The following is a 26837-nucleotide window of genomic DNA, read 5'->3' on the forward strand; positions in this document are numbered from 1 at the left end:
CTGTGCGCACCACAGCAGAGCAGCCGACGGATCTCGTGGCCCAGGTGCCACCCGCGACGAGCCACGCGAGATCCCACCTCGACATCGGCTCCGATGCCGCCTGCAGATGCCGCCTACAGCTGAGGGACACCTGGTGCAGATCGACGACGGGGGCGCCGCCTGGCACGCCTCAGCCACTGTCACGCCGACCTCGTCGGCCGCCCGAGAACCGGTGCCAGACCTCGCCGAGCAGGTCAACCGGCTCCGGGAGCTGGTCGCAGGCTCGGACGGGATGCGCTGCGCGGTCGAGCAGATCTGCGGCCTCGACTCCTTCGCCTGGCTCACCGGACTGGTCGCCGGTAGCTGGCAGGACGTCTCGGCCGCGGGTGAGGCGATGGACCAGCTCGGCGAGTGGGCGCACGTCACGCGGGCCGAGCTGGACGGCGTCCTGACCTCCTCGGCGTCGGCCCGCGAGGGGGATGGCGAACCGGTCCGCGACGGCGATCCGGTGATGCTCGCCCTTGCCGGCATCGGCCAGGCGCTGATGGCCGTCGAGGCGGCCGCCGCGGGGCTCGCGCTCGACCTCCGGGCCACAGCGCACAGGGTCTACGTCGCCGGGGACGTGGCGGTCAGCCTCCTCGGCGAGCTCTGCGACTACCTCGTCGCCCTGGCCATCGACCTCATCGCGACCACTACGGCCGGGCCGGCGGATGCCGAGCACCTCCTCGGCGGCGCCTCCTCGGCCTACCTCACGTGGGAGGCGTTCCAGGTCTGGGAGGGCGTCCAGACCTGGTCCGACCGCGCGGCCACCCACGCCGACGACCTCGCCGGGCTGTGCGCCAAGACGTCGACCCTGCTCGACGGCGTCGCCGGCCTCGAGGTGCCCTGCTTCACCGTCGACCTCGCGAGGACCGGATCAGTCGCGCGGACCGGATCGATCGCGAGGACCGGATCATGAGCGGTCCGGCCGGCGACGACATCACCGAGCGCCTCACCGAGCAGAGCGGCGGCATCCGAGGTCGAGGGGTCCGGATCCGGCGGTCGATCGAGCTCCTGAGGCAGTCGGACGACCCGGCGCTGCGTCGTCTCGCCGACGACGTCCTCGCCGGACGGCGGACCGTCCGCAGCGTGCTTCAGGAGCCGGCGTTCACCGCGGCCCTCAGCACGCTCATGCCGCGGTTCTTCCGCCAGTTCGACGATCTCGAGGCCACGGCGTGGGACCGCCTCGTCGCCGAAGGGCGCGACCAGCGCAGGCGTGACCTCAGAGGTGACCCCGCAGTCTGACCGTGCGGACCGGCCAGGACTACGCCGGCTCCCCCATCGGGATCCCCAGCACCGCGGCGATCGTCCGGACGACACCGTTCTCGTCGTTGCCCGGCGCGAGGTAGCGGGCGGCCGCCCGGACGTCCGGGTGCGCGTTCGCCATCGCGAACGACCAGTCGGCCTCGGCGAGCATCTCGATGTCGTTGTGGTAGTCCCCGAACACCATCGTCTGGGCGCTCGTGATGCCGAGCGCGGCCTGGATCCGGGCGAGCGCCGCACCCTTGTGCGCCGAGGGGTTCATGACGTCGACCCAGTGCTCGCCCGACACGACGACCTGGTGCGTGTGCGAGAACTCCTCGAGGCCCGGGACCGTCGTCTCCTGCGCGGACCCGAAGTCGTACACGGCGACCTTGATCACCTCGTCCTGCACCGTCGTCAGGTCGTCGACGTGCTCGAGCAGCGCGTAGTACCGGTCGCACTGGGCCAGGAACGCGTCGTCCCGGCGCTCCACGTAGGCCGAGCGCTTGCCGCACACGACGGCGCCGACGTCGGCCCCCGAGGCGCCGAGCGTGCGCACCGCCTCGACGATGCGCACGACGACGTCCCGCTCGACGACGTCCGAGCTCAGCTCGACCCCGCGGCGCACGACGTACGCACCGTTCTCCGCGATGAACACGAACCGCTCGGCGACCGCCCCGAACTGCCGCGCGAGGGTCGCGTACTGGCGTCCGCTCGCGGGGCAGAACGCCACACCGCGCCGCTCGAGCTCGTCCAGCAGCGGCCACAGCGCCGCGTCGATCCGGTGCCCCGGGTCGAGCAGCGTGCCGTCCATGTCGACGGCGATCAGCCGGATGTCCGGGACCTGCGCGAACGTCGGCAGCTCGACGGGGTCAGGTGGGGAGGTCGACACCCGTCGATTGTCTCAGGCGCCGGCGCCGCGTGCGGGAGTCGGGGCGCGCACGGCACTTGCGGTACCGACCCATCTCGATATATCGTGAGCGTGTCGAGAGAGGACACCTCATGAACCACCACGATCATCACCACCACACCCCCGCCAACCGCCCCACCCCACCGGACCGCGGCGAGCGCAACTTCCTGCCCGAGTGGCCCGACGGCGACGGCGCACCACCGTTCGGCCGCGGCCGGGGCGGCCCACGTGGTCACCGCGGTGGGCCCGGACCCGACGGTCCCTGGGGCGGCGGCCGACGCGGTCGCGGCCCGCGAGCGCGCGGCGACGTCCGGGCCGCGATCCTGCTGCTGCTCGAGGAGCAGCCGCGGCACGGCTACGAGCTGATCCAGGAGATCGCCGAGCGCAGCTCGGGTGCCTGGTCGCCGAGCCCCGGCTCGATCTACCCGACGCTCCAGGTGCTCGAGGACGAGGGCCTGGTCACGATCGAGTCCGTCGAGGGTCGCCGGACCGCCTCGCTGACCACCGAAGGGGCCGCATACGTCAGCGAGAACCGTGAACGGCTCGGCACGCCGTGGACCTCGCCGCAGGGCGACCACGGCCCCGCCCTCGCCCTGCGCCAGGAGATCATGGCCCTGAAGGATGCGGCCGTCCAGATGGCCCGCGTCGGCACCGCCGCCCAGCACACGGCCGCCGCCGCCGTCCTGGTCACCGCCCGCAAGGAGCTGTACCGCATCCTCGCCGAGGACACCCAGCCGCGACCGTGAGTCGGCGCCGGGCCGGCGGCGGACAATGGCGGGCATGACGATCACGCTCCAGTACTTCGACGGCTGCCCGAGCTGGCGTGTCACGGACGCGCGACTGCACGAGGCGCTGGCCGCGGTGGGCCGTCCCGACACCGAGATCGAGCACGTCCTGGTGTCCACACCGGAGGAGGCCGAGGCCATCCAGTTCCGCGGCTCCCCGACCGTCCTGGTGGACGGCCGGGACCCGTTCGCCGATGCAGACGCCCTGGTCGGTCTCGCATGCCGGCTGTACCGGACCGCGCAGGGCCTGGCGGGTTCGCCCACCGTGGAGCAGCTGGTGGCCGTGCTGCGGTGACGCCTCCGCAGCGAGAACGCCCAGAACGCCCCGAGGAGCCGGGCATCCAGGCACGGACGGAACATCCCCAGCCCCCGACCGGTTGCGCCGAGCATGAGAGCCATCGCCTACACCCGCTTCGGCGGCCCCGACGTCCTGCAGCTCGTGGAGCTGCCCACCCCCAAGGTCGGTCCTGACTCCGTCCTGGTCCGGGTCCGCGCGGCCTCGGTCAACCCGGTCGACTGGATGGTGCGCCAGGGGTATCTCGATCCGCTGATGGACGTCGTCTTCCCGGTGGTGCCGGGCTGGGACGTCGCGGGGGTCGTCGAGCAGGTCGGCCTGGACGCACCCGAGCTCGCCGTCGGTGACGAGGTCATCGGCTACGTGCGCAGGGACGTCGTGCACGGCGGCACGACGGCGGAGCTCGTCGCCGCGCCGGTGCGGACCCTCGCCCGCAAGCCGGCATCACTGTCCTGGGAGCAGGCGGCCGCCCTGCCGCTCGCCGGGCTGACGGCGTACCAGACGCTGCGGCGGCTCGGCGTCCATGAGGGCGACACGGTGCTCGTGCACAACGCCGCCGGTGGCGTCGGGAGCTTCGCCGTGCAGATCGCCCGGGCCTTCGGCGCGCGCGTCATCGGCACGGCCTCGGCGGGCAGGCACGAGTACGTGCGCGGGCTCGGCGGGGAGCCGGTGCCCTACGGCGACGCGATGGTGGCCGCGGTCCGAGCACTCGCACCCGCCGGGGTCGACGTCGTGCTCGACCTCGCCGGCGGCGGCGTCGTCGCGACCACCCCCGACGTGGGGACGGCCGATGTGCGGCTCGGATCCGTGGCCGACGGAGACGTTGCGCAGTACGGCGGCACGTACCTATGGGTCCGGCCCGACGCGGCCGACCTCGCGGCGCTTGGCGACCTCGTCGAGCGGGGCCTGCTCCGGGTCGAGCTGGCCAGGACCTTCCCGCTCGAGGAGACCGCTGCCGCGCACGAGCTCGTCGCGTCGGGGCACGTCCAGGGGAAGGTCGTCATCCGGGTGTCCTGACGGTCCGGCGGGCTCAGCCTTCCTGAGCAGCCCGCCCATGATCACGGCTCGTCCGGTAACGTCACCGCACGACGAGCGCACGCCCCGGTACCCGAGACGACCGCCGCGCTCGGGAGGGGGCAGCTGTGATCCCGAAGGACGTCCCGCCCGTCCTCTGCGGATGAGCGACGCACCGGCCCGCCCACCTGCACCACCCCGCGCTCCCGGTCGCGGCGGCGACCTGATCCGGTGGACCGACCGTGGCCGGCGCAGGCTCCAGCTCGCGGGACTCGTCGTGCTCCTGGCCTTCGGCGCCCTCGCGCTGTGGGCGGGCGGCGACGTGGCCCCGGCGATCCGCATCTTCGGCGGCGGATGCGTCGCCCTCGGCCTCGTGCTGGGGGTCGGTGTCGCACTGCGGGCGCGCCGAACCGGGCCGCCCGCTCCGGCGCTGGTGACCGTCGACGGGGTCACGGCGACCGCCATCATGCGTGACCGGACCGACTTCACCGTGGGCCTGGTGGCGATGCTGGTCATGGCGCTCACCTGCGTGGCCTGGGCCGCGCTCGCCGCGAGCTCCGGGAGCAGCGGCGGTGCGTCGGTGCTGACCGCCGCAGCCCTGTGGCTGACGATCCCGGCCCTGCTGAGCGCGCTCGGCCGATACGTCGCCGGCGGCGTGATGCTCACCGCCGATCGACTGACGTACCGCTCCCGCGGGCTCGAGACCACGATCGCGTGGGACGAGGTCGCCCTGGTGGTCGACGACGTGCCGCGCGGCCACGTGGCGTTCCGGTCGGTCGACGGCGTCCCGGTGCACCACCGGTTCCGGGCCGGCCCATGGCGGGGCGAGCGGGTGGCCGGCGCTGACATCGGCATCCTGCGGACCGAGGGTCTTGCGCTCGGCCCGGCGGCGTTGGCACGCGTGCTCGACCACTACGCGCGGCAGCCGGCCGCGCGCGTCGAGCTCGGCGACCCGACGAGCCTTCTGACGGTCGCGAGCCTCAGCCGGCCGTAGCGCGGATCGATCCGTCTGCTGTACTTCGACCTGATGCGATTCGACGCGTACCCGAGCCGGCGCCGCAGAGGTGGGCCGGCCGTTCACCGTGAGGGGTTCTGATGCAGACCGAGCAGGCGCGATGACGATCGTCGACAACGCGGTGTACGTGAAGGGCCGGCGCACGGCGAACCCGGCCAGCCTCGAGGAGACCTACGAGGTGCTGCGCGAGCGGCAGGGCATGGCCTGGATCGGGCTGTACCGCCCCGAGGTGGCCGAGCTGCGGTCGGTGGCGCAAGAGTTCGACCTGCACCACCTGTCCGTCGAGGATGCGATCGCCGCCCACCAGCGGCCCAAGCTCGACCGCTACGGCACCACCCTGTTCGCGGTGCTGCGCCCTGCGCGCTACCTGGACGCCGTCGAGAAGGTGGAGTTCGGCGAGCTGCACGTGTTCGTCGGACCCGACTTCGTCGTCACGGTCCGGCACGCCGAGGCCCCGGACCTCGTCCGGGTGCGCCAACGGCTGGAGGAGCGGCCGGCGCTGCTGGCCCTGGGCCCGGAGGCCGTGCTGTATGCGATCTTCGACGAGGTCGTCGACGAGTACGAGCCGGTCGTCATGGGCCTCGAGAACGACATCGACGAGATCGAGGACCAGCTGTTCGACGGCGATCCGGCGGTGTCACGGCGCATCTACGAGCTCTCGCGCGAGGTGATCGAGCTCCAGCGGGCGACCCATCCGCTGATCCCGATGCTCGAGGCGCTGCAGCACGGCTTCGACAAGTACGAGGTCGGTCTGGAGCTGCAGCGCTCGTTGCGCGACGTCCACGACCACGCCATCCGGATCGTCGATCGGGTGGACTCGTTCCGGTCGCTGCTGCAGAACGCCCTGACCGTCCAGACCGCACTGATCGCGCAGCGGCAGAACGAGGAGACCCGCCTGCTCACCGAGGCCAGCCTCGTGCAGAACGAGGAGGTCAAGAAGATCTCCTCGTGGGCGGCGATCCTGTTCGCGCCGACCCTGGTCGGGACCGTCTACGGCATGAACTTCGACCACATGCCGGAGCTGCACTGGCTGCTCGGGTATCCCCTGGCGCTGAGCCTGATGCTCGCCATGTCCGTCACGTTGTACACGGTGTTCAAGCGACGCGGCTGGCTGTAGCGGCCGCCGCCGGCGCCCTGCGCAGGTGAGTCCGGGCTACTGGCGCGCGACGGGGACCGACAGCCGCACCGTGGTTCCTTCACCAGGCCGGCTCTCGATCAGCAGCGCTCCCCGGAGCAGCTTGGTCCGCTCGTACATGCCACGAAGCCCGAGTCCGTGGTCCGGCCTCGTGTCGGGCTGACCGATCGAGATCGAACCCCGACCATTGTCCGCAACCTCGGCGACGAGCCGGTCGCCGAGGAAGTGGAGAGCGACCTGAACCCGGGTCGCGCGGGCGTGGCGCTCCACGTTGTGCAGCGCCTCCTGCACGATGCGGAAGACCAGGAGCTCGTCCCGGCTGCTGAGGCGGCTCCGGGGCTCGTGGACATCGAGCGCGATGGTCGTGCCCACCCGTGACTGGAGATCGCTCACGAGCCAGTCGACGGCATCGACCAGACCGAGGTCGTCGATCAGGGAGGGGCGCAGGTCCCGGCAGAACCGACGGACGTTGTCCAGCGTCTCGGCGAGGATGCCCTGCGCAGATGCAAGGCCGGCCCGCGCCTCGTCGGGCAGGTCGGATGTCATGGCCGTGTCGATCTGCGCGAGCGTGAGGACGAGGGACTGCATCGTGTCGTCATGGAGCTCGCGTGAGAGCCGCTTCCGCTCTTCTTCCTGCGCCTCGGTGGCCAGCTCGATGTAGGTCTCGAGGTCCTCGTTGGCGATCGACAAGGCGACGAGCGCCTCGCGGGTGCTCGCGTGGTGACGGATGTTGCTGAGCGCCGTGCCCAGCTGAGTGGCGACCGCCTCGAGCACGCGGTACTCGTCCGGCGGGATCGGCTCGTTCAGGTACGTCACTCCCAGGGCTCCGACGACGGTCCCGTCGGAGATCAGCGGGGCGGCAGCACTTCTGGCGGCGAGACCCGGGACGGACACCCGCTCCACCTGCCCGCTGACGCACGCGGCCGACGTCAGTGCGCTCTGGACCGGCTCGAGCTCGCTGGGCACCGCGACCTGGCTGGCCGCGATGACCGTGACCTCCGGTGAGTCCCGGCCCGGCAGCAGCCGGATCCACGTGACCTGACGCGTCGAGCGATCAAGCTTGGCCCGCAACGTCTCGTTCAGGACCCGGTCGAGGTCGAGCGAGTGCGTCACCGCCGACGCGGTCGCGTTGATTCGGGACAGCCGCGCATTGGCCCGTTCCGTCGCCCCGGCCGCAGCCCGTTCCCGATCCGTGCGCAGACCGACGATGAACGCGATCATGAAGACGATCGCGAACTGGACCAAGATCCCGACTCGCGTCTCGGTGCGGTGCCCGTAGATCTCCGGCGCGGACAGCATCAGTGCCCAGATCGTGGTCGGGAGGGCTCCTCTGACCCCGAACCTCATGCCGGCGTACACCACTGGCGCCAGGAGGATCGAGACCGACAGCAGGTAGAACTGGGACTCCGCTGCCAGGTGCGGCTCACGTTCCAGCAGGAGATGGGTCGCGACGATGCTCAGCACGAGCACCTGGATCAGCCAGAATCGGCGATCTCGTACGGGGATCCGCACCCGCCCGAGCAGGCCCACAACCGCTGGAGGTCGCCGGCTCCGCAGCTCGGCCCGGGCGCTACGAGCCATCGGGGAGTCGGATCGAGTGCGTCCGAAGGGCGAGTGTCACGGCTTCGGTCCTGGACGTGACGTCCAGCTTGTCGAAGATGTTGCGCATGTGCGCTTCGACCGTGCGGGTGCTGAGCAGGAGCTGCTTGGCGATGGCCTTGTTGGCGGCACCTTGCGCAACGAGCTCCAGCACCTCACGTTCGCGCTCGGTCAGGGTCACCGCCTGCTGCCGGCTTCCGGACATGTGCCCGAGCACCGTCCGCATGACGGAGGGCGACAGGGCAGACCCGCCCCGGGCCACGCGTCCGATCGACGCCCGCAGCTCGGCAGCTTCGACCGTCTTGAGGAGGTAGCCGCGGGCGCCTGCCTTCACGGCGGCCTGCACGTACTGGTCATCGTCGTAGACAGACAAGATGATCACGGCGACCTCCGGCCATGATCCGGCGATGATCCGGGTCGCCTCGATCCCGTTCATGCCGGGCATGGCGATGTCCATGAGCACGACCGCTGGTTGCGACGCATCGATCTTCTCGCACGCCTCCTGCCCGCTGCCGGCCTCGCCGACCACGACGATGAAGTCGTCGACGGACTGGATCCGGTCGCAGATCCCAGCCCTGAACAGCGGATGGTCGTCGACCACGAGCACCGCAATCTGGTCTTCGCGCACCACGACTGTGATCACCTGTCATCCGGCTCGCGCGGCTCTCGGCGACCCACGTCGACGGTGTCGCGCTCTGAGGGTACGCCGCCCCCGCACGCGATCGCGGAGCAGCCCGTTCGTCGACGTCTAGGTGATTCCACCTACCGCGCGGGCGGTGAGAGCACCTAGCCGGTGCGTGGAAAGTGCCGATGTGCGCGGACGCCGCCGCGACGATGCTGGAAGCAGATCGGAGTCGCCAGGCGCTTCGTCACGGGCGCGCGACCGCTCACCTCCGCCCTGGACGCTTGACAAGGCAGCACGCACAGGCAGTCGTCGCCTGGGCGTCGCCGTCGTCGCAACTATCGAAAGGTGGTGGGAACGTGACACTCACGAATCGTGAGTTCTGGACGCTGGTCCACGGCATGGTCTTCGGGGTCGTCTTCCTGCTGGGATTTGCCGGCGGACTCGAGGGTCTCTACAGCCTCCGGCCGCAGCTCCTCACCGCGAAAGGCGTGCGCGATCGTGTCCTGCGCCTCAAGGCGGGCGTCGTGGCGATGGCCGTGGCCGCCTGGGGCACCGTCATCACGGGTACCTGGATCATCTACCCGTGGTACCGGTCCAAGGATCCGGAGAGCGCCAAGTCGATCCTGACGGCCGACCCGGCGACCGAGCAGTGGCACTCCTTCGGCATGGAGTGGAAGGAGCACATCGCCTGGATCAGCCCGATCCTCGCCACCGTCGCTGCATTCATCGTCGTCTACTACGGCGTGCGGCTCATCAAGCACGAGCGCGCACGGAACGCCGCACTGGTGCTCTTCGTCCTGGCATTCGCCTTCGCCGCTGTCGCCGGCGGCCTCGGGGCACTGATCACCAAGACCTCACCGGTCCTGTAAGGGAGACTGACATGACAACGAACGTGGCAGACGAAACCACAGGCCTCGAACAGCTCGACGTCCAGGACAAGGGCGAAGGACCTGTCGCCGCGGCGATCATCGCCGGCGGGATCGGTGCGTTCGCCCTCGGCCTCTTCACGATCCTCGCCGAGGCGAGTGCGAGCTTCAAGACCTTCGCCACCCTGAACGAAGGGGTCGGGGGCCTGTCCGGCAAGGCCGTCTTCACGGTGGTCGTGTGGCTCGCGTCGTGGGCTGCCCTGCACCTCGCGCTCCGGACGAAGACGTTCGACGTCCGCAAGGCGATGACGATCGCGCTGGTCCTGGTCGCCGTCGGGGTGCTGGCCACCATCCCGCCGATCTTCACGATGTTCGCAGCCGCCGAGTAGGTCCCCCGGACGGCCGGTTCGCCGACGACCCTCGAGGTCGCGGCGAGCCGGCCGTCACCGTGCGGGGCTCAGCCCCGCGACAGCTCCTCGAGCCTCCCGGCCGGCGCTGACCCGGACGTGGCCGGATCGTCGAGGAGCCGACCCGGCGTCCCCATCCCGCCGCCGAGCGCGTACTCCTCCTCGGGGGACAGGATCAGACGCTTGCGCCCCCACAGGGCGAACAGCGCGAGCCCACCGACGAACACCACGGCGATCGCAGTGATCGCCGGCCGGTAGTCGGGGTTGAGCATGACGCCGACGAACACCATGAGCGCGAGCAGCCCGGCCACCACGGCACCCGGGACGCCCACCGGGCTCACATAGGGCCGTGCCGCGTCGGGGTGCTTGCGACGCAGCACGACGAAGGACGCCATCTGCAGCAGGTACGCGACGACCGCACCCCACACGGCGATGTTCAGCACGATGCTGCCCGCCGACGCCGCGCCGTAGTCGACCAGCAGGAGCGCGAGGAACCCGATCAGCCCGCCGACGAGCAGGGCGACCCAGGGCGTCTTGGCGGCGCCGGTCAGGGACAGCGCCTTGGGGTAGTACCCGGCCCGGGAGAGCGAGTAGATGTTGCGGCCGTAGGCGAACATGATGCCCTGGGTCGAGGCGAGCAGGCCCACCAGGGCGAACCCCGAGAGGACCGCCGCGATGTCGCTGTCCGGCAGCATGGTGCGGAACCCGTCGAGGAGCGGCTCGCCGGACCCGCCGAGCGCCGCGGAGCCCATCACTGCCGGGTTGAGCACCACGACGATCGCCGCGGTGACGACCAGTGTGACCATGCCCCACAGACCCGCCCGCGGGATGTCCTTGGCCGGGGTGTGCGCCTCCTCGGCGGCCAGCGGGAGCTCCTCGATGCCGAGGAACAGCCACATCGCGAAGGGCATCGCGAAGAACACCGCACCGATCCCGTGCGGCAGGAAGGTCGTCTGCCCTGGATCCGGCACGATGTCGAAGAGCGCGCCGAGGTCCAGCGAGCTCGAGGCGATCGCCATCCCGGCGAAGATCACCAGGACGAGCAGGGAGATGATCGAGACGACGATCGCGAACGTGAAGGAGATCGCGGCACCGACGGTGTTCAGGGCGAGGAAGACCCCGTAGATGATCAGCCACCACACCCATGCGGGCAGTGACACCTCGAACAGGGCCGTGGTGATCGAGTCCGCGTACTGACCCGAGAAGTAGACGACGACCGCGGTCGTCATGACGTACTCGACCGTCTCGGCCAGGCCCGTGACGAAGCCTCCCCACGGACCCATCGCCGCCCGGGCGAAGGAGTAGGCGCCGCCGGTGTGCGGCATCGCGGCGGACATCTCGCCGATGCTGAACAGCATGCCGAAGTACATGACGGTGACCAGCCCCGTCGCGACGAGGAACCCGCCCCAGCCGGCCGTGCCGATGCCGAAGTTCCAGCCGGAGAAGTCGCCGGAGATGACCGCGGCGATCCCGATGCCCCACAGGCCCCAGAAGCCCGCCGATCGTTTGAGGCCGCGCTTGTCGAAGTACGACTGGTCGGCGCTGACGTACGTCACGCCCGAGGCGCTGATCGTGCTGGGTGCGGTCATTCGTGTCCTCCGTGGTGTGCGGATGTGAGCTCGTCGGGTGCGGATGTGAGCTCGTGGCGGTCGGATCTGACGTGGCCGTACTTGCGCAGGTGGAACCGCATGCGGTCCCCGACGAACAGCTCGTCGGCGATCTCGATCGGTCGTCCGGTCGAGCACGTGGCCGTGCGGCGGATGTGGATGAGCGGCGTGCCCGGCGCGACCTGCAGGTGATCGCCCTGGACGGCGTCGGCGACCGCGAGCTCGAGCGTCTCGTCGCTGTAGACCGGGGTGACGTCGTAGACGGCGTGCAGGGTGCGGTACAGCGAGCGGAGGTCCTGGGTCCCGAGACCGGGGAAGAGGTCGGCCGGTAGCTCGGACGTCTCCAGCGACAGCGGTCGACCGTCCGCGAACCGCAGCCGGATGATCCGGTGCACCGCGGCGCCGTCGGGCAGCTGCAGCAGGCGCTGCTCACGGGCGCCGGCACCGGTGAGCTCGACCCGCAGCAGCCGGGTCTCCAGGTGCACCCCCTGGTACCGGGCGATGTCCGGCAGACCCTCGACGGTGTTGAGGTTCCGTTCCACGCGGCCGTCGGCGACCACGACGCCACCCGCACGCCCGATCGTGCGGCGGATCGTCCCGTCCCCCTCGAGCCGTTCGAGCGCCCGGCGCAGCTGGGTCCGTGGCACCCCGAGCGCCACGGCGAGGCTGCGCTCGTCGCCGAGCCGGTCGCCCGGACGCATGTCCTGCCGGGCGACCATGGCCCGCAGGCGGGCCAGCAGGACGTCGTCGGAGCTGCTCATGGCCGCAACGTCCGCAGCACGTCGTCGAGCCCGGTCACCAGACGGTCGGCGTCGGTGTCCGAGAAGACGAGCGGGGGTCGCAGCTTGAGCACGTTGCCGCCCGCGCCGCACACCGACGTCAGGATGCGCCGCTGCCGCAGCCCCTCGGTCACCTCGAGCGCGACCCCGCTGTCCGGTCGGCCGGAGGACGGGTCGACGACCTCGAGCCCCAGGTACAGACCGGCGCCGCGCACGTCCCCGACCACCTCGTGGTCGGCGGCGAGCCCGGTCAGCTCGGCGAGCAGCCGCGCGCCCACCCGGTCGCTGTGCAGCTGGAGGTCCTCGTCGCGGATCACGTCGAGCACCGCCTGGGCAGCGGCGATGGACACCGGGTTGCCGCCGAAGGTGTTGAAGTACGGGATCGTCTCGCCGAACGCGGCGAGCACGTCGCTGCGCGCCGCCATCGCCGAGACCGGGATGCCGTTGCCCATCGGCTTGCCCATCGTGACCAGGTCCGGCACGACCCCGTGCCGTGCGAAGCCCCAGAACTCCTGACCGGTACGAGCGAACCCGGGCTGCACCTCGTCGGCGATGAGCACGCCACCGGCACGGTGCACGACGTCGACCGCCGGCGCCAGGTAGCCGGCCGGGTCGGGGTGCACGCCGTCGGAGGAGAAGATCGAGTCGACGAGCAGAGCCGCGAGGCGGATGCCGTGCCGTTCCAGGTCGGCGATCTGCCGGGCGACCTGCGCGGCGAACCACAGCCCGAGGTCCGGGGCGCCGACCCGGTAGGCGTCAGGTGCGGGCACCGTCCGGACGGCCAGGCCCAGGTCCTGCGCGGTGCCCAGTGCGGGCGACAGCTGCGAGGTCAGCATCGAGTTGCCGTGATAGGCCTCGGCGCTGACGATCACCCCCGTCCCGCCGGTGTGGGCCTGGGCGACCCGCACGGCGAGGTCGTTGGCCTCCGAGCCGGTGCACATGAACATGACCCGGTCGATCTCCGCCGGCAGCGTGGAGAGCAGGTCCTCGGCGTAGGACACGACGGCGTCGTGCAGGTAGCGGGTGTGCGTGTTGAGCGCGGCGGCCTGAGCCTGGACCGCACCGACCACGCGCGGGTGGCAGTGGCCGACCGAGGCCACGTTGTTGTAGACGTCCAGGTACTCGTCGCCCTCGGCGTCGTACAGGTGGGCGCCCTGACCGCGCACGAGGTGCACGGGATGGCGGTAGAAGAGCCGGTAGGACGGACCGAGGACGCGCTCACGCCGCGCGATCAGCTCGTGCGTCGCCGGCGGCAGGGCAGCCGCGGCCTCCGACCGGAAGCTGTTCGTGTCCATGATTGTCGAGCGCGTCGGCACAGCCGGTTCCCCTGTCCGCGATGGTGAAGAGTGACATTCACGCCGTACGGGCCGCCCGGCCCCGGTGTGGATGCATTCATCGTCGCCCGGTCGCGGAACGTACGTCGGGCCCGCAGGTAAGTTCTGCGTTACCGCAGCGCCCGCTGTGTAAATGGCTCATTAACAGACCCGGCTGCTGTTTCGAGCCGGTGAATTCTCGTCCCGGGGTCTGGCTCCGCCACCGGTGTCGCCCCTACCGTGGCTGCTGCCGCCCGGCCCGCATCCGACAACCCGTCGATGGGGGCAGTGCCATGACGATCGACCACACGCTCGACCTTGCGCAGGTCACGGGGATCGCAGACTCCGCTGTGCTCGAGGACGCCGCGAGGTCCGCGGGTCCCGCGGCGAGCATCCACACGTTCGACTCCCTGAGCAAGGGCGCGCCGGCGCCGACCTGGCTGCACGACGGCATCGTGGACGCGTGGGGGCTCGACACCGTCCGGTGAGCCTGATCGCCGTCTCGGAGAACGCCACCTTCCTGATCCGGGAGGCCGGTCGGCCGGTGGCCGTGACCCGGGTCGCACGTCCCGGGTACCTGACCGACGCGGCAGCCTTCGAGTCGGAGGTCGCCTGGGTCACCGCACTGTCCGACGCCGGCGTCGTCCGCGTCCCGCAGGGCGTCGCCACCACTGCCGGACCGGCCGTCGCCGTCATCCAGGACGACCGCGGCGTGCGCTGGTCGTGCGTGACGTACTCCTACGCAACCGGCGACATCCTCGAGGACATCACCGACCCGGTGCCCTACTACCGGCAGATCGGCCGCACCACGGCGATGCTGCACGACCACGCCGTCGTCTGGTCGCGACCCGGCTGGTTCCGTCGGCACAGCTGGGAGCTGAGCGACATGGTCGGGCCGACGTGCCGCTGGGGGCGTTGGGAGGAGGCGGGCCTCGGCCGCGCCGAACGCACGGTGCTCGCGGCCGCGCAGACCGCAGCCCTGGATGCGATGGCCGAGGCACCGCGCTCGGCCCAGGACTGGGGCCTGATCCACGCCGACCTGCGCCCGTCGAACATCCTCGTCGACGAGGACGACCAGCTCACGGTGATCGACTTCGACGACTGCGGCTCGACGTGGTTCCTCTACGACTTCGCCTCGGCGCTGACCTTCATGGAGCACACCGATGACGCCCCCACCATGGCCAAGGAGTGGGTCGACGGGTACGCCGAGGTCCGGCCGCTCTCCCGTGCCGACGAGCGGCTCGGCTGCGCGCTGTCGATGATCCGTCGGCTGCAGATGCTCGGCTGGACGACGACCCACCGCGAGGACGCGCTGCCCCCCGCCCTGTGGCTGGCGCAGCGCGAGGGGACCGTCGCCGTCGCCCAGAGCTACCTGCGCTCGGCGACATGGCTGCTGGACTGACCCCGCGGACCGGACTCGACCCGCGCACCGGAGGCGTGCTGCCCGACCGGCACCAGCTGCCCACCGGACGCTCGGCGCGACGGCCCGCCGCCGTCCTGGTCGACCTCGACGGCACCCTGATCGACTCCGAGCCGTTGTGGTCCGCGGCTGCCGGCGCGATCGCCGTGGCGCACGGCGGACCCTGGTCGACGGCCGACGACGACCTCGTGGTGGGCTGGTCGGTGCCGGCCGTCGCCGCCTACCTGCGCGGACGCGGGGTCCGGCAGAGCACCGGCGCGATCGTCGCGGCACTGCACGAGGGTGTCGCTGCGGGCCTGTCGGGAGCGGTCCCCTGGCGACCCGGGGCGCTGGACCTGCTCAGGACCCTGCGCGAGACGGGTGTGCCGTGCGCCCTGGTGACCATGACCTACCGGTCCCTGGCCTCCCTGGTGCTCCGGGCCGCGCCCACCGGCTCGTTCGCGGTCGTCGTGGCCGGGGACGACGTCGACCGTCCGAAGCCCGATCCGCAGGCGTACCTGAGGGCGGCGGGGCTCCTCCGCGTCGCACCGGACGACTGCTGGGCGGTGGAGGACTCCCCGACCGGGACGGCTGCCGCGCTCGCCTCGGGCGCGCTGACCTTCGCCGTCGACCCCGCGCAGAGGCTGCCGGCCGCACTGACGGCCGATCCGGGTCTTCGAGTCGTGGCCGGCCTCGAACCGGTCATCCGATCCCTCGCCGTCGGTCAGGGTCGCTGATCGTCGAACGGGTTGACCATCGTCACGTCGACGCCCGCCAGGTCGCGGACGTTCCGGGTCGCGAGCACCGCTCCGTGCTCGATGGCGGTCGCGGCGATCAGGCTGTCGATGACCGGAAGCGGGCGCACGGCGTTGAGCTCGGCCCACCGTCGGGCCACTGCCACCGTCACCGGCAGGATCCGGTCGGAGTAGCCGCGCTCGAGCCGACCGAGCCAGTCGGCGAGGACCGCTGCCTGATCCGGGTCACGACGACCGAGCCGCACGATGCCCTGGTGGATCTCGCCGAGTGTCACGGCGCTCAGGACGACGTCGGCCCGGCCGATGCCCTCGAACCACGCCTCGACCGCCGGACGGGGCCGCGACCGTCGCAGCTCGGAGATGACGTTGGTGTCCAGCAGGTAGCGCGTCACGCCGGCCCCGGTTCGTCACCGAGGTCGACGGCTCGGGCTTCGCACCAGGGTCGTGCCCCGGATCGGACCCATGCTGACGACCGGCGGTCGCCGACCACGATGCTCCGCCTCGCACCAGCTACGGTCGGGCGATGGAGTGGCAGACGTTCGGTGAGCGCACCGTCTATGACAGCCCGTGGATGCGGGTCGCGCTCGTCGACGTGGACGTGCCCGGTCACGGACGCTTCGAGCACCACGTGCTGCGGATGCCGGCACAGGCTGCGGGGACCGTGGTCCACGACCCGGAGCGCGGGCTGCTGCTCCTGAGACGGCACCGATTCATCACGGACACCTGGGGCTGGGAGATCCCGGCCGGCCGGATCGAGCCGGGTGAGACGCCGATGGACGCCGCCACGCGGGAGACGCTCGAGGAGACCGGCTGGCGACCCGGTCCGCTGCAACCGCTGTGCACGTTCCACCCGTCCAACGGCACGAGCGACCAGACGTTCCACGTCTTCGTCGCGCACGGCGCCACGCTGGTCGGCGACCCGTCGGACCCCGCCGAGGCGGAGAGCATCGCCTGGGTACCCGTCGCCGACCTGCGGCTGCTGGTACGCGATGGCGGGTTCTCGAACGGGCTCTCGCTCACTGCGGTGCTCAGGTTCCTGCTCGACCTCGGCTGAACATCGTTGCCGACCACGCGGCGACGCACGAAGGTCACCCCCCGTTGACAACCCATCACCTCCGGGACAATGATGAACACCCGTTCATGAACGCTCGTTCATATAGGAGGAAGCTTGTGACCGACATCCAGCTCCGAGCGCTGACCAAGAGATACGGACCGATCACCGCGGTCGAGGACCTGACCTTCACGGCCCGGGCCGGGACCGTGACCGGGTTCCTCGGCCCGAACGGTGCGGGCAAGACGACGGCGCTGCGCGCCCTGCTCGGCCTCGCCCGCCCCACCTCCGGGACCGCACTCATCGGCGGCCGGCCCTACGCCGAGATCCCCGATCCCACCCGGACGGTCGGCGCCGTCCTCGGCCCCGACGCCTTCCACACCGGACGCACCGGGCGTGCGCACCTCGAGGTGCTCGCCATCGCGGCCGGCCTGCCGATGTCCCGCGTCGACGAGGTGCTCGAGCTCGTCGACCTCACCTCCGCCGCCGGTCGACGGGTCGGCGGCTGGTCCCTCGGCATGCGCCAGCGCCTGGCGCTGGCCGCCGCCCTCCTCGGCGACCCGGAGGTGCTCGTCTGCGACGAGCCGGCCAACGGGCTCGACCCGGAGGGCATCGCCTGGATGCGGGCGCTGCTCCGCGGGCTGGCCGATGACGGCCGCACCGTCCTGATGTCGAGCCACCTGCTCGCCGAGGTCACCCGGACCGTGGACCGGATCGTGCTGATCAGCGGCGGCCGGCTCCGGTTCGACGGACCGCTGGACGACCTGCTCGCGCAGGCCGGCGCCGAGGGCGACCTCGAGTCGGCGTTCCTCGAGCTCACCGGGTCGGTGACGGCATGAACCGCCTGATCCGCGCCGAGCTCCACAAGCTCCGCACGACCCGCTCGACGTGGTGGCTGCTGCTGGCCCAGATCGGCCTGGTGGCGCTCCTCGTGACGGGCGCCGTGCTCTCCAGCGCCATCACGGAGGTGGCCCTGGAGACCCCGGAGGGCCTCCGGACGGCGCTGTCGCACGGCGGTGTCCCCGCCCTGCTCGCACTCATCGTCGGGATCACCGCGATCGCCGGCGAGTACCGGCAGGGGACGATCGCCGGGACCTTCCTCGTCACACCGAAGCGGTCGCGCGTCGTGGCCGCCAAGCTCGTCGCGTTCGGCTCGGTCGGGCTCGTCTCGGGGCTGCTCAGCGCGGGCATGACGCTGGCCGCGACGGCGGCGTGGATGGCCGCACGTGACGTCGCCTTCGAGCCGACGTCACGGGTCGTCATCCTCGCCCTGGTCGGGATCGTGCTGTGGAACGTCCTGTACGCGCTGATGGGCGTGGCGCTGGGCGGCCTGCTGCGGGCCGTGCCGACGGCGATCGGGATCTCCGTCGTGTGGCTCATGCTCGTCGAGAACGCCGTCGTGGCGCTCGCGCCCGACGTCGCCCGGTGGCTGCCGGCGACCGCAGCGGCAGGTCTGGTCGGGAGCCCCGCCCCCGACCTGCTCTCGCGGACGGCAGGCGGCCTCGCCCTGGCGGCGTGGACCCTGGCGCTGGTCGTGCTGGCCGCCCGCGTCACCGACCGGCGGGACGTCGCGTGAGCGGCCGGCCGTCACGTCCACCGGACGACCTCTGATTGGATGGCCACGATGTCTCCCCGCCGCGCCCGCGCCCTCCTCGGTCAGTCCGGGGGCGATCACGCGCGGGCGCTGCGGGACCATCTGGTGGCGGTGACCAGGGCGATCGTCGCCGAGCACGGGGTCGCGCGGATCACCACCCGGGCCATCGCGCAGCGCGCCCAGGTCGCCGACGGCGTGCTCTACAACCACTTCCACGACAAGGACGAGCTGATCCTCGCCGCGCTCGCGGACAGCTACGACGAGCTCGCCGGGATCCTGACCGCCGCGCCGGCCGGCGGACCGCCCGAGCCCGGCACGGGGTCCGTGGTGGACAACCTGGTGGCCCTGTGCGTCGCCGTGAACGAGTTCTACGCCGGGATGATCCCGGTGATCATGGGACTGACCGGGCGGCCCGAGCTGCTCCGTCGCTTCCTGACCGAGATCCACGCCAAGGACAGCGCCGTGGTGCACCACCACCAGGCCGTGCGCGCCTACCTGGTCGGCGAGGCGGACCTCGGTCGCATCGACGCCGGCATCGACCCCGACTCGGCGATCGAGATGCTCTCCGGCGTGTGCCACACGCGGGCCTTCGCCCGCCACGTCGCAGGCCTCGGCGGGCTCCCCGGCCGGCCCGACGGCCCGGCCGCCGACGGCACACCCCCGATGTCCGGCGACGACCGCCGGGCCATCGAGGCAGCGGTGCGGACGCTGCTGCGCGCCTGATCAGGCCGCGAGCTCGCTGTGCACCTGCAGGGCCCACTGCCGGATGCGCTCCTCGTTGCGCCAGTCGCCCGCCTGGGTCTTCGCCATCGCGCTCGCGGGGAAGCCCCGGGCGTCCGGCGTCAGCCGCCCACCGAACGTGACCTCGCCGCGGGCGCCGATGCTCGTGCCCACGGCGCTGACCTGGGCCACCGGCGGCAGCGTGCCCGCGTCGGCGGAGTCGTCCAGCGGTCCGGACGCCACGAGCCACACCGGCAGGACGGCCAGCTCGCGACGGTGCCTGCGGACGAACCGTCGCGCGTCCTTGTGCCACCTGCTCGCATACAGGCCTCCGGCGACGATGACGGCCGTCACGCCGTCGAGCCCGCGAACGTCTGCAGCAGGCTCGACGCGGACGTCGTGACCGACCCCGCTCAGCACCTGGCCGATCGACTCGGCGAGGCCTTGCGTACCGCCCCGCTTCGACCCGTGGACGACGAGAACACTCATGGTCACAACGCTACGTCGACCCGCCGCACGCCGGGGTGGTTTCCCTCGATCGGAGTTCGGACGCCGGGCCCGAATGCCCCACGCGGGCACCCACCGGCGGCCTAGCGTCGTCGTATGAGCACACCACTGCCGTACGGGCCCGCCATGACGGCCGCGCTCGAGCCGCTCCGCAAGGCCTTCCTGGTGCTGAACCGCCGATTCGCCGTCCCCGTGCTGCACGCCGGCGGAGGTCTGCTGCTCGCGACACCGTTCACGGGCTCGATGATGGTGCTGCGGACCACCGGTCACACGAGCGGACTGGTCCGCGAGGCGCCGCTGGGCTACGCCCTGGTCGACGGCCGGGTCGTCGTGATCGCCGGCTACGGCCGCGGCGCGCACTGGTTCCGCAACGCCCTGGCCCACCCGGAGGTCGAGATGCTGCTGCCAGGGGCCCTGCTCGCCGGCCGCGCGGACGAGATCACCGACCCGGACGAACGTCGGGCAGCCTTCCGGACCCTCATCGGGTCGATGGGCGCCGTCGGGGCGATCACCCTCGGCGACGTGCGGGGCAAGAGCGACGCCGAGGTGGACGTCCTCGCGGAGGCCTTCCCGATCCTGGCGATCACACCGACCGCCGTCCTGCCGGGACCGTTCGACCCGGGCGGGCTGGGCACGCGGATCACCACCGGGCTCGGGGTGCTCCTGCCGGTCGTCGGGATCGCGGCCCTGCTTCGCCGACAGACACGCCGCGGAGGGCGAGGACCGGCAGGGTGACAAGCATGAACGCCCCACTCGGCTCGACGCGCCGGTCCCCTGCTACGTCCGGTCGATCCCCAGCGCTTCACGCATGGTCACGAACAGGTCCGTCTGGTCGGTGAGGCCGATGACGCGGTCCGCGCCGGGGCCGTAGGCGGCAAGCCGCACCTGCGAGCCGGTGTGGACCACCCCACCGGCGGGGCCGGTGGTGGGGTAGGAGACGGTCATCGGCTTGTCGTCTGCGGTCAGCAAGGTCCGCGTCAGGCCGGAAGTCGTGCCCGTAGGGACGATCTGGCTCGACTGGGCGTGGTCGGCGAGGACCAAGACGAGCGTGTGGCCATCGGTCTCGGCGAACTCAAGGGCCACCTGGATCGCCTCGTCGAAGTCGACCGTCTCACCGATCTGGCCGCACGGGTTGGCGGCGTGGTCCGCCTTGTCGATGCTCGCGCCTTCGACCTGCAGGAAGAAGCCGGTCTCCCCACCCGTGTCCAGGAGCTCGATCGCCCTGCCGGTCATCTGCGGGAGCGTCGGCGTGGAGGCGACACGCGCAGGGTTCGCCATGCATCGGACCGCCGGTTCGGACCCACCCAAGGGCGTGGCGAGCGGTCCTGCCCAGCGGAGCGGGAGCGTCTCGGCAGCGAACAGCCCGAGCAGCGGCGCGGACTGGTCGACGTGGTCGACCGCGTCCAGGCCCGCGACATCGGTCACCACCTGGAAGCCCCTCTCGGTGGCCTGGGCCAACAGGGTCTTGCCCTCCCACGGGCCGGATGTCGCGATCTCGTCGAACCAGGTCGCCCCACCGCCCAGTACGAGGTCGGCCCGGGTCTCGATCAGCTGCTCGGTGATCGACCCGAGTCCGCCGTTCTCCAGCGCCTCCGTCGGGCACCCAGTGGTCGTGGCAGACGGCCCGATGCATCCACGGGAGGTCACGTGGGCCAGGAGGGCGGCCGGTGTCGCGTCCTGGATCGGGGCGGTGCTGACGTCGCCCGTGCGCAGACCGTCGGCCTGGGCCATCTCCAGGATCGTGGGCCTCGGCAGGCCGTCGATGCCTACCGAGAGGGCGCCGTCGTAGGTCTTGGTGCCGGTCGCCCAGCCGCTCGCGGCCGCCGCCGAGTCAGTGACGTAGTCGGGCAGCCCGTCGACCCGATCCACCGACCAGGTCGTGAGCTGACCGCTCGCCGGCAGGGCGTCGATGCCGGGAAGGGAACCCGCTGCGCCGTACTCGTAGTTGCGGGCGATGGTGATCTCCGAGTCACCCATGCCGTCGCCGACGAGCAGGATCACGTTGCGCGCCGTGCCGTCCTGGACCTGGTCGACCAGCACCGGACTCGGGGTGCTTCCCGCCGAGGCGGACGCGAGCCGGTCGGGCAGGCCACCCGCCAGCACCACCACGGCGACCACGAGTGCCAGGAGACTCAGCAGTGCAGCAACGGCGCCCGCACGCCTTCTTGTCCGTGCCTGCATCGACCCCTCACATCCCGTCTGGCGACGTCACCAGACGACCGTCCCTCCGTCGACGGTAACAAGACAGAGCCCTGCGGCCATCATCCGGCGTGCGACGCCCGAAGCCACCGTCACCGACGAGTGACGCGCCACGTCCCGGCGGCCAGCTCCAGCAGCCGCGGCAGGATGACGTCGCCCGCGACCCGCAGGCCGTCGTGCAGGTACTCGTTGGTCACCCAGACCTCGGCGCTGCCCACGGTGTCGGCGGTCGCGAGCGCGAGGTCGAGGTCGACGTACGGGTCGTCGACGTACTGCACCGCCGCGACCGGGACCTCGTTGGCAGCCAGCCGGTCGACGTCGTACAGCGCCGGCCACTCGGTGCGCGCGGCCAGGACCTCGGCGGCCCCCTGGAACGCCCTCAGGACCCTGACCTGCGAGAACATCCACGGGAAGATCGCCTCGCCGGTCAGGACCAGCGGTCGGGCGTCACCGGCGAAGGCCGGGTGGCGCTCCTGCTCGGCGGCAGCGGCCCAGCCGCCGGCGCGTGGACCCTGGTGGTAGATCGCCTCCTGCAGCACGGCGTAGAGCGGGTTCTCGTCGAACCCCGTGCGGTGCGCGACAGCGGTGAGGAACGCGTCGGTCGGCTCGGCCGGGTCGGCCGCCGCACCGTCGACGACAGCGGTGTCCAGCAACCAGTGCAGCTCGTCGACGCCGGTGCTCATCCCGAGCGGCATGCCGAGCAGCTGGAGCCGTTCGACAGTGAACGGGTCCCCGTTCGGCAGCACGACGTCGCCGACCGCCAGCCGGTCCGCGAGCCGGCCGAGGAGCGCGACGTCGTCGGGGAAGCGTCGGGCGATCTCGGCGTTGCGGGCGGTCTGGCGCGGGTAGGTGCGTCGGTAGACCTCCTCGGCGTTCGCCGTGATGCCCGGCAGCCCACCGGTGACGTAGCACGCGGTCAGCGCCTCCGGATGGCGGGACAGGTAGGCAAGGGTGATGAAGCCGCCGTAGGACTGACCGAGGGTCGCCCACTGCCGGCTGCCGTACACGGTGGCCCGCAGGTGCTCGGCATCGGCGACGATCGCGTCGGCCCGGAAGCAGGCCAGGTAGTCCGCCGCCGCCTGTGGTCCGTCGAAGGCAGCGATGCGGCGGCCGTCGATGCGCGACGAACGCCCGGTGCCGCGCTGGTCGAGCAGGATCACCCGATGCGTCGCCAGCGCCGTCGTCCACCAGCCGCCCGCGGTGGGCCGTGGACCCTGACCACCGGGACCGCCCTGCAGGAAGAGCAGCAGTGGCAGGTCGTCGCCGCTGCGTGCCGGGTCGACGACCTCGCGGGCGAAGACCTGGATCGGCGGGTACCGGTCGGGCGCCGACCAGTCGACCGGGACCGTCAGCCGGTGCTCCCGGACGAGGAGACCGCCGGCCCGGTACTCCGGGAGGTCGCTGCCGGGCCTGGTCCGCTCGTCCATGGTGCTCACATCGTGAGAATAGGCGCCCGGGGCGTGGACGGCTGCGTGCACGAACGTCCCCAAAGGTCCCATACGCCTCCTACCATCGAGACGTAACGTCCGGGCAAAGAGCGTGCTGATCCGCTCCGTGCCGACGACGACGACGGTGAACCGATCGACTGAGGACCTCGTGGCGCGCCCGATCAAGGAGCAGAAGACGTGAGCCGACCGCTGGACAGCCTGACCTTGCCTCCTGATGTCCGCGCGGCGCTCGACGCGTGCCGCAGCATCGTCGTCCCGACCTCGCGTGCCGAGCTCTACCAGCTGGCCCTCGGACCCGAGGGCGGCCCGAGGTTCACTGTCGAGTACGACGTCGACGGCACGCCCGTCGTCGAGGCCGACGTCGTGCGCTGCAAGAACGGCATCGCGGTCAACTATCCCGAGGACTACCTGCGTCGCCGGGACCCGGACTGCATGCGCATCGCCGACGACCTGCCGACGGACAAGCCGCGCTACCGCGACGTCTTCGGTGCCGAGTTCGCGCCGGTCAAGGCGCAGACGCTCGAGTGGCTCTCCGGCCAGGACCTCGTCGTCGTGCCGTTCAAGGCCGGCGGGCTGACCTACGGCTACCCGTCGCTGGCGATCTGCCCGGTCAACGCGGCGTTCTTCGCCCTGACCCTGGTCGACCTGCAGGGCTGGGTCACGTTCGAGGAGCTCGGCGAGTACACGCCCCGCTCGATCCTCTACGTCGCGCCGCCGTTCCGGCACACGCACTTCGGCGGGCGCCAGGTGGTCGTGCACGACCGCTCGACGAGCCTGCACGAGGTGTTCGCCTACAACCTGTACCCGGGACCGAGCGCCAAGAAGGGCGTCTTCTCGGTGCTGCTGGACATCGGCGAGCAGGAGGGCTGGGTCACCGCGCACGCGTCGTCGGTGCGGGTCACCACACCGTACGAGAACGAGACGATCATCATGCACGAGGGCGCCTCGGGTGGCGGCAAGTCCGAGATGTGCCAGGAGATGCGCCGCCGGGACGACGGCCGCATCCTGCTCGGCACCAACGTCGTGACCGACGAGCCGTACGTGATCACCCTCGGCGAGACGAGCGCGCTCGCGCCGGTGACCGACGACATGACCATGTGCCCGCCGGTGCTGCAGCGCGGCAACGGCAAGCTCGGGGTCGCCGACGCCGAGGACGGCTGGTTCGTGCGGGTCGACAACCTCACCGAGTACGGCGAGGACGTCCACCTGGACCGGGTCTGCATCCACCCGCAGGAGCCGCTGGTCTTCTACAACATCGAGGGCGTGCCGGACGCGACCTGCCTGCCGTGGGAGCACACGCTCGACTCGACCGGCAAGCCCTGCCCGAACCCGCGCGTCGTCGTGCCCCGCCGCCTGGTCAGGGGCGTCATCAACGAGCCGGAGGAGGTGGACTTCCGCACGTTCGGGGTCCGCATGCCGCCCTGCACGCGCTTCAGCCCGACCTACGGGATCATGGGCATGACGCACTTCGTCCCGCCCGCGCTCGCCTGGCTGTGGCGCCTGATCGCCCCGCGCGGCGACAAGAACCCGTCGATCGGCGAGAGCAGCGACACCACGGACCGGCTCGCGCACGGCGGCATGGTCGCCGAGGGCGTCGGCTCCTACTGGCCGTTCGCGACCGGCACCAAGGTCGCCGCGGCCAACCTGCTGCTGCGGCAGATCATCGAGGCACCGCGCACCCGCTACGTGCTGACGCCGAACCAGCACATCGGAGCGTACAAGGTGGGCTTCGCCGCCGAGTGGCTGACGCGGGAGTACCTGGCCCGCCGCGGTCCCGGCCGGATGCGGCCCGACAGCCTGATGGCGTCCCGCTGCGCCCTGTTCGGCTACACGCTCAAGGAGATGAAGATCGACGGGCAGCTCATCCGGCCGACCTTCCTGCGTCCCGACCAGCAGTCCCAGGTGGGCGTCGAGGCGTACGACGCCGGGGCGAAGATCCTGACCGACTTCTTCAAGAGCGAGCTGCGGCAGTTCTGCACGGCGGACCTCGACCCGCTGGGCCGGCAGATCATCGACGTGTGCCTGCGCGACGGGACGATCGACGACTACGTGGCGCTGACGCCGCTGCACTCCTGATATGGAGGGACCCGCTGTCAAGTGGGCAGGGTGAGGCGCCGCCCGGATGGGTTCTGGGCGGCGCCTCCTTGTTGACTCTGTGGCCCCGGGGTCCGGTGAGCGTGTCGTTGGCGACGCGCGGTCAGACTGATATGCGCGGGTTGGCTACCGCAGGACGGGCTGTTCGGCAGGAGCGGATCGCGGGTCTAGAGTCGGGCGTCGCGAGCCTGGGGGCTCGTTGCTCATAGGAGTTTCGCGGGTCGCTCCACGCGCTGCTACCGGTCTGGGGTCAGGAGTCAGATCGTGGGCCTGGTGGTTCAGCGGGCCGTCGTGTGGTCCTCGAGGGTGGCCAGTGACCAGCACCAGCCGGCGAGCTCGCGGGCGATGGCGACGTTGGCGATCACGGGTCGCTTGTGGTGTTCGTCGAACCGGACCCAGCGGGCGTGCAGACGCCGGTTCCCCTCGTCACCGCGGGCGCGGGCAGCCGGTGAGGCCAGGTCCCAGCGGGCCAACATGGTCGCACCGGGTCGGTAGCGGGCCCGGTGGTGCCAGGCTGCTTCGACCAGCAGCCGACGGGCGTGGGTGTTGCCGGTCTTGGTGATCGAGCCCTGCACCCGGCGGGCCCCCGAGGAGTGCTCGCTGGGGACCAGACCGACGAAGGAGCCGATGGTGTTGCCGGTGAACCGGTGCCAGTCACCGATCTCGACCGCCAGGGCGAACGACGTCAACGTCGAGACACCCCGCAGGCAGCTCAACCGCCGCACGACCGGGGTGAACTCGCTGTCCGTGGCCATCGCGGTGATCGCAGCGTCGAGCCGGTCGCGGCGCGCATCGGTGGCGAGCACGGCGTCGTAGTCGGACTCGAAGGCCATCTGCACCGCCGGGGCCTCGAAGTGCTGGCGTCGTAGCCACCCGTCGTGGGTCCCGGTCCACGCCTGCCCGCCGTCGTAGACGATCCCGTGGCGCAGCAGCAGCTTCGAGAGCCGGTGCCGGGCTCGCATCAAGTCCCCGCGGCAGTCCTCTCGCGCCCGGACCAGGTCCCGGGCCGCCTCCTGGTCCTCGGAGGGAATGACCACGGCGGTGATCTCGTCCAGCCGCAACAGCCGGGCGAGGTGCACCGCGTCCCTGGCGTCGGTCTTGACCCGATCCCCCGACGGTCGCTGCAACTTCGAGGGAGCCGCGACCACGCACCGAATCCCGTCCGCCTTCAGTGCCCGCGCGAGCCCGAAGCCGGTCGGCCCGGCCTCATACGTCGCCGCGACCGGACCCGGCAACGCGCCTATCCACCCGCGGATGTGCTCGTGCGAGGGCGTCAACCTCGCCTGGAACAGCTCGCCCGTCACGCCATCGATCGCAGCCGCCGCGACCGACCGTGCGTGCACGTCGAGCCCCACACTCGTACGCTCAGAGAACACCGGGGCCTCCCACACATGTCGGATAGGCCGAGCAGGCAGCCCCTACTCGGTAACCCACGAGATTGCGTGAGTGAGGCCCCGGCC

The 26837-nt window shown here is 71.4% G+C and carries 29 protein-coding genes; 18 read left to right on the top strand and 11 right to left on the bottom strand.

The window, feature by feature from the left end; translation table 11 throughout:
- The first annotated feature begins 133 nt into the window (after positions 1-133).
- Together K415_RS0105960 and K415_RS0105965 are read left to right on the top strand one after the other, a co-directional pair.
- Positions 134-937 (top strand): hypothetical protein, encoded by an 804-nt coding sequence (locus K415_RS0105960; RefSeq protein WP_024286172.1) that lies wholly within the window; start codon positions 134-136, stop codon positions 935-937.
- The gene (locus K415_RS0105965; RefSeq protein WP_024286173.1) at positions 934-1263 is read left to right on the top strand and encodes a hypothetical protein; all 330 of its coding nucleotides are present in this window, start codon (positions 934-936) and stop codon (positions 1261-1263) included. The genes K415_RS0105960 and K415_RS0105965 overlap by 4 nt, the downstream gene beginning before the upstream one ends.
- 19 nt (positions 1264-1282) lie before the next feature.
- Here K415_RS0105965 and K415_RS0105970 read toward each other — a convergent pair whose 3' ends face one another.
- Positions 1283-2152 carry a Cof-type HAD-IIB family hydrolase gene (locus K415_RS0105970; RefSeq protein WP_024286174.1) on the bottom strand — a complete coding sequence of 290 codons (870 nt, stop codon included), beginning with the start codon at positions 2150-2152 and terminating at the stop codon, positions 1283-1285.
- 110 nt (positions 2153-2262) lie between these two features.
- On the opposite strand from K415_RS0105970, the gene K415_RS0105975 reads away from it, so the two are divergent.
- The 5 genes from K415_RS0105975 (at position 2263) to K415_RS0105995 (ending at position 6396) form a co-directional block, all read left to right on the top strand.
- Complete coding sequence (locus tag K415_RS0105975) at positions 2263-2916, top strand: PadR family transcriptional regulator (protein ID WP_024286175.1); 654 nt, start codon at positions 2263-2265, stop codon at positions 2914-2916.
- A 34-nt stretch (positions 2917-2950) separates the two neighbouring features.
- Positions 2951-3250 (top strand): hypothetical protein, encoded by a 300-nt coding sequence (locus K415_RS0105980; RefSeq protein ID WP_024286176.1) that lies wholly within the window; start codon positions 2951-2953, stop codon positions 3248-3250.
- A gap of 93 nt (positions 3251-3343) precedes the next feature.
- The gene (locus tag K415_RS0105985) at positions 3344-4267 is read left to right on the top strand and encodes an NADP-dependent oxidoreductase (RefSeq protein WP_024286177.1); all 924 of its coding nucleotides are present in this window, start codon (positions 3344-3346) and stop codon (positions 4265-4267) included.
- A 160-nt stretch (positions 4268-4427) separates the two neighbouring features.
- Complete coding sequence (locus tag K415_RS0105990; RefSeq protein WP_024286178.1) at positions 4428-5258, top strand: hypothetical protein; 831 nt, start codon at positions 4428-4430, stop codon at positions 5256-5258.
- Between the two features lie 121 nt (positions 5259-5379).
- A complete protein-coding gene (locus K415_RS0105995) occupies positions 5380-6396 on the top strand; it encodes a magnesium and cobalt transport protein CorA (RefSeq protein ID WP_024286179.1) in 1017 nt (338 codons plus the stop codon).
- 36 nt (positions 6397-6432) lie between these two features.
- Here K415_RS0105995 and K415_RS22570 read toward each other — a convergent pair whose 3' ends face one another.
- Both K415_RS22570 and K415_RS0106005 read right to left on the bottom strand, forming a co-directional pair.
- Entirely contained in the window at positions 6433-7995 is a 1563-nt protein-coding gene (locus tag K415_RS22570) for a sensor histidine kinase (RefSeq protein WP_081784903.1), read from the bottom strand.
- Positions 7985-8656: a response regulator transcription factor gene (locus K415_RS0106005; protein ID WP_051480422.1), complete on the bottom strand. Its 672-nt coding sequence runs from the start codon at positions 8654-8656 to the stop codon at positions 7985-7987. Before K415_RS0106005 ends, K415_RS22570 begins: the two co-directional genes overlap by 11 nt.
- Before the next feature lie 338 nt (positions 8657-8994).
- Here K415_RS0106005 and K415_RS0106010 point away from each other — a divergent pair, with 338 nt between their 5' ends.
- Together K415_RS0106010 and K415_RS21500 are read left to right on the top strand one after the other, a co-directional pair.
- Positions 8995-9507 (top strand): hypothetical protein, encoded by a 513-nt coding sequence (locus tag K415_RS0106010; RefSeq protein WP_024286182.1) that lies wholly within the window; start codon positions 8995-8997, stop codon positions 9505-9507.
- Positions 9508-9518: 11 nt separating this feature from the next.
- Entirely contained in the window at positions 9519-9893 is a 375-nt protein-coding gene (locus K415_RS21500; protein WP_155859379.1) for a hypothetical protein, read from the top strand.
- Positions 9894-9961: 68 nt separating this feature from the next.
- Here K415_RS21500 and K415_RS0106020 read toward each other — a convergent pair whose 3' ends face one another.
- Genes K415_RS0106020 through K415_RS0106030 form a run of 3 tightly spaced genes read right to left on the bottom strand, consistent with a single transcriptional unit; the run spans position 9962 to position 13592 of the window.
- On the bottom strand, positions 9962-11500 hold the full coding sequence (locus tag K415_RS0106020) for an amino acid permease (protein ID WP_024286184.1): 1539 nt from the start codon (positions 11498-11500) through the stop codon (positions 9962-9964).
- Entirely contained in the window at positions 11497-12279 is a 783-nt protein-coding gene (locus tag K415_RS0106025) for a GntR family transcriptional regulator (protein ID WP_024286185.1), read from the bottom strand. The genes K415_RS0106020 and K415_RS0106025 overlap by 4 nt, the downstream gene beginning before the upstream one ends.
- Positions 12276-13592 (bottom strand): aspartate aminotransferase family protein, encoded by a 1317-nt coding sequence (locus K415_RS0106030; RefSeq protein WP_197024680.1) that lies wholly within the window; start codon positions 13590-13592, stop codon positions 12276-12278. The genes K415_RS0106025 and K415_RS0106030 overlap by 4 nt, the downstream gene beginning before the upstream one ends.
- A 311-nt stretch (positions 13593-13903) precedes the next feature.
- Here K415_RS0106030 and K415_RS24205 point away from each other — a divergent pair, with 311 nt between their 5' ends.
- From K415_RS24205 to K415_RS0106040, 3 genes are read left to right on the top strand one after another with little or no spacing between them, the layout of a single operon-like run.
- The gene (locus K415_RS24205) at positions 13904-14098 is read left to right on the top strand and encodes a hypothetical protein (RefSeq protein ID WP_051480424.1); all 195 of its coding nucleotides are present in this window, start codon (positions 13904-13906) and stop codon (positions 14096-14098) included.
- Complete coding sequence (locus K415_RS21505) at positions 14074-15012, top strand: phosphotransferase enzyme family protein (protein WP_231494835.1); 939 nt, start codon at positions 14074-14076, stop codon at positions 15010-15012. The genes K415_RS24205 and K415_RS21505 overlap by 25 nt, the downstream gene beginning before the upstream one ends.
- Positions 14997-15746 carry an HAD family phosphatase gene (locus K415_RS0106040; protein WP_024286187.1) on the top strand — a complete coding sequence of 250 codons (750 nt, stop codon included), beginning with the start codon at positions 14997-14999 and terminating at the stop codon, positions 15744-15746. Before K415_RS21505 ends, K415_RS0106040 begins: the two co-directional genes overlap by 16 nt.
- Here K415_RS0106040 and K415_RS0106045 read toward each other — a convergent pair.
- A complete protein-coding gene (locus tag K415_RS0106045) occupies positions 15734-16156 on the bottom strand; it encodes a type II toxin-antitoxin system VapC family toxin (protein WP_024286188.1) in 423 nt (140 codons plus the stop codon). The two genes, K415_RS0106040 and K415_RS0106045, sit on opposite strands and share 13 nt — an antisense overlap.
- Positions 16157-16287: 131 nt before the next feature.
- On the opposite strand from K415_RS0106045, the gene K415_RS0106050 reads away from it, so the two are divergent.
- The 4 genes from K415_RS0106050 (at position 16288) to K415_RS0106065 (ending at position 19132) form a co-directional block, all read left to right on the top strand.
- Positions 16288-16818, top strand: coding sequence for an NUDIX hydrolase (locus tag K415_RS0106050; protein ID WP_024286189.1), 531 nt, complete (start codon positions 16288-16290; stop codon positions 16816-16818).
- A gap of 116 nt (positions 16819-16934) precedes the next feature.
- Positions 16935-17654: an ABC transporter ATP-binding protein gene (locus tag K415_RS0106055; protein WP_029663246.1), complete on the top strand. Its 720-nt coding sequence runs from the start codon at positions 16935-16937 to the stop codon at positions 17652-17654.
- Positions 17651-18391 (top strand): ABC transporter permease subunit, encoded by a 741-nt coding sequence (locus K415_RS0106060; protein WP_024286191.1) that lies wholly within the window; start codon positions 17651-17653, stop codon positions 18389-18391. Before K415_RS0106055 ends, K415_RS0106060 begins: the two co-directional genes overlap by 4 nt.
- 48 nt (positions 18392-18439) lie before the next feature.
- A complete protein-coding gene (locus K415_RS0106065) occupies positions 18440-19132 on the top strand; it encodes a TetR/AcrR family transcriptional regulator (RefSeq protein ID WP_197024681.1) in 693 nt (230 codons plus the stop codon).
- Here the strand turns inward: K415_RS0106065 and K415_RS0106070 are convergent, their stop codons facing one another.
- Entirely contained in the window at positions 19133-19618 is a 486-nt protein-coding gene (locus tag K415_RS0106070; RefSeq protein WP_029663248.1) for a flavodoxin domain-containing protein, read from the bottom strand.
- A gap of 114 nt (positions 19619-19732) precedes the next feature.
- On the opposite strand from K415_RS0106070, the gene K415_RS0106075 reads away from it, so the two are divergent.
- Positions 19733-20371 carry a nitroreductase/quinone reductase family protein gene (locus K415_RS0106075; RefSeq protein ID WP_081784905.1) on the top strand — a complete coding sequence of 213 codons (639 nt, stop codon included), beginning with the start codon at positions 19733-19735 and terminating at the stop codon, positions 20369-20371.
- A gap of 42 nt (positions 20372-20413) precedes the next feature.
- Here the strand turns inward: K415_RS0106075 and phoA are convergent, their stop codons facing one another.
- On the bottom strand, positions 20414-21754 hold the full coding sequence (gene phoA / locus K415_RS0106080; protein ID WP_024286195.1) for an alkaline phosphatase: 1341 nt from the start codon (positions 21752-21754) through the stop codon (positions 20414-20416).
- Positions 21755-21927: 173 nt separating this feature from the next.
- Positions 21928-23262 carry an alpha/beta fold hydrolase gene (locus K415_RS0106085; RefSeq protein WP_024286196.1) on the bottom strand — a complete coding sequence of 445 codons (1335 nt, stop codon included), beginning with the start codon at positions 23260-23262 and terminating at the stop codon, positions 21928-21930.
- 198 nt (positions 23263-23460) lie between these two features.
- On the opposite strand from K415_RS0106085, the gene K415_RS0106095 reads away from it, so the two are divergent.
- Positions 23461-25359: a DUF4914 family protein gene (locus K415_RS0106095; protein ID WP_024286197.1), complete on the top strand. Its 1899-nt coding sequence runs from the start codon at positions 23461-23463 to the stop codon at positions 25357-25359.
- A 296-nt stretch (positions 25360-25655) separates the two neighbouring features.
- Here K415_RS0106095 and K415_RS0106100 read toward each other — a convergent pair whose 3' ends face one another.
- A complete protein-coding gene (locus tag K415_RS0106100) occupies positions 25656-26753 on the bottom strand; it encodes an IS110 family transposase (RefSeq protein WP_024285553.1) in 1098 nt (365 codons plus the stop codon).
- Positions 26754-26837 lie beyond the last annotated feature (84 nt).

Origin of the sequence: Cellulomonas sp. KRMCY2 (assembly GCF_000526515.1) — a bacterium.
Lineage (GTDB): Bacteria > Actinomycetota > Actinomycetes > Actinomycetales > Cellulomonadaceae > Actinotalea.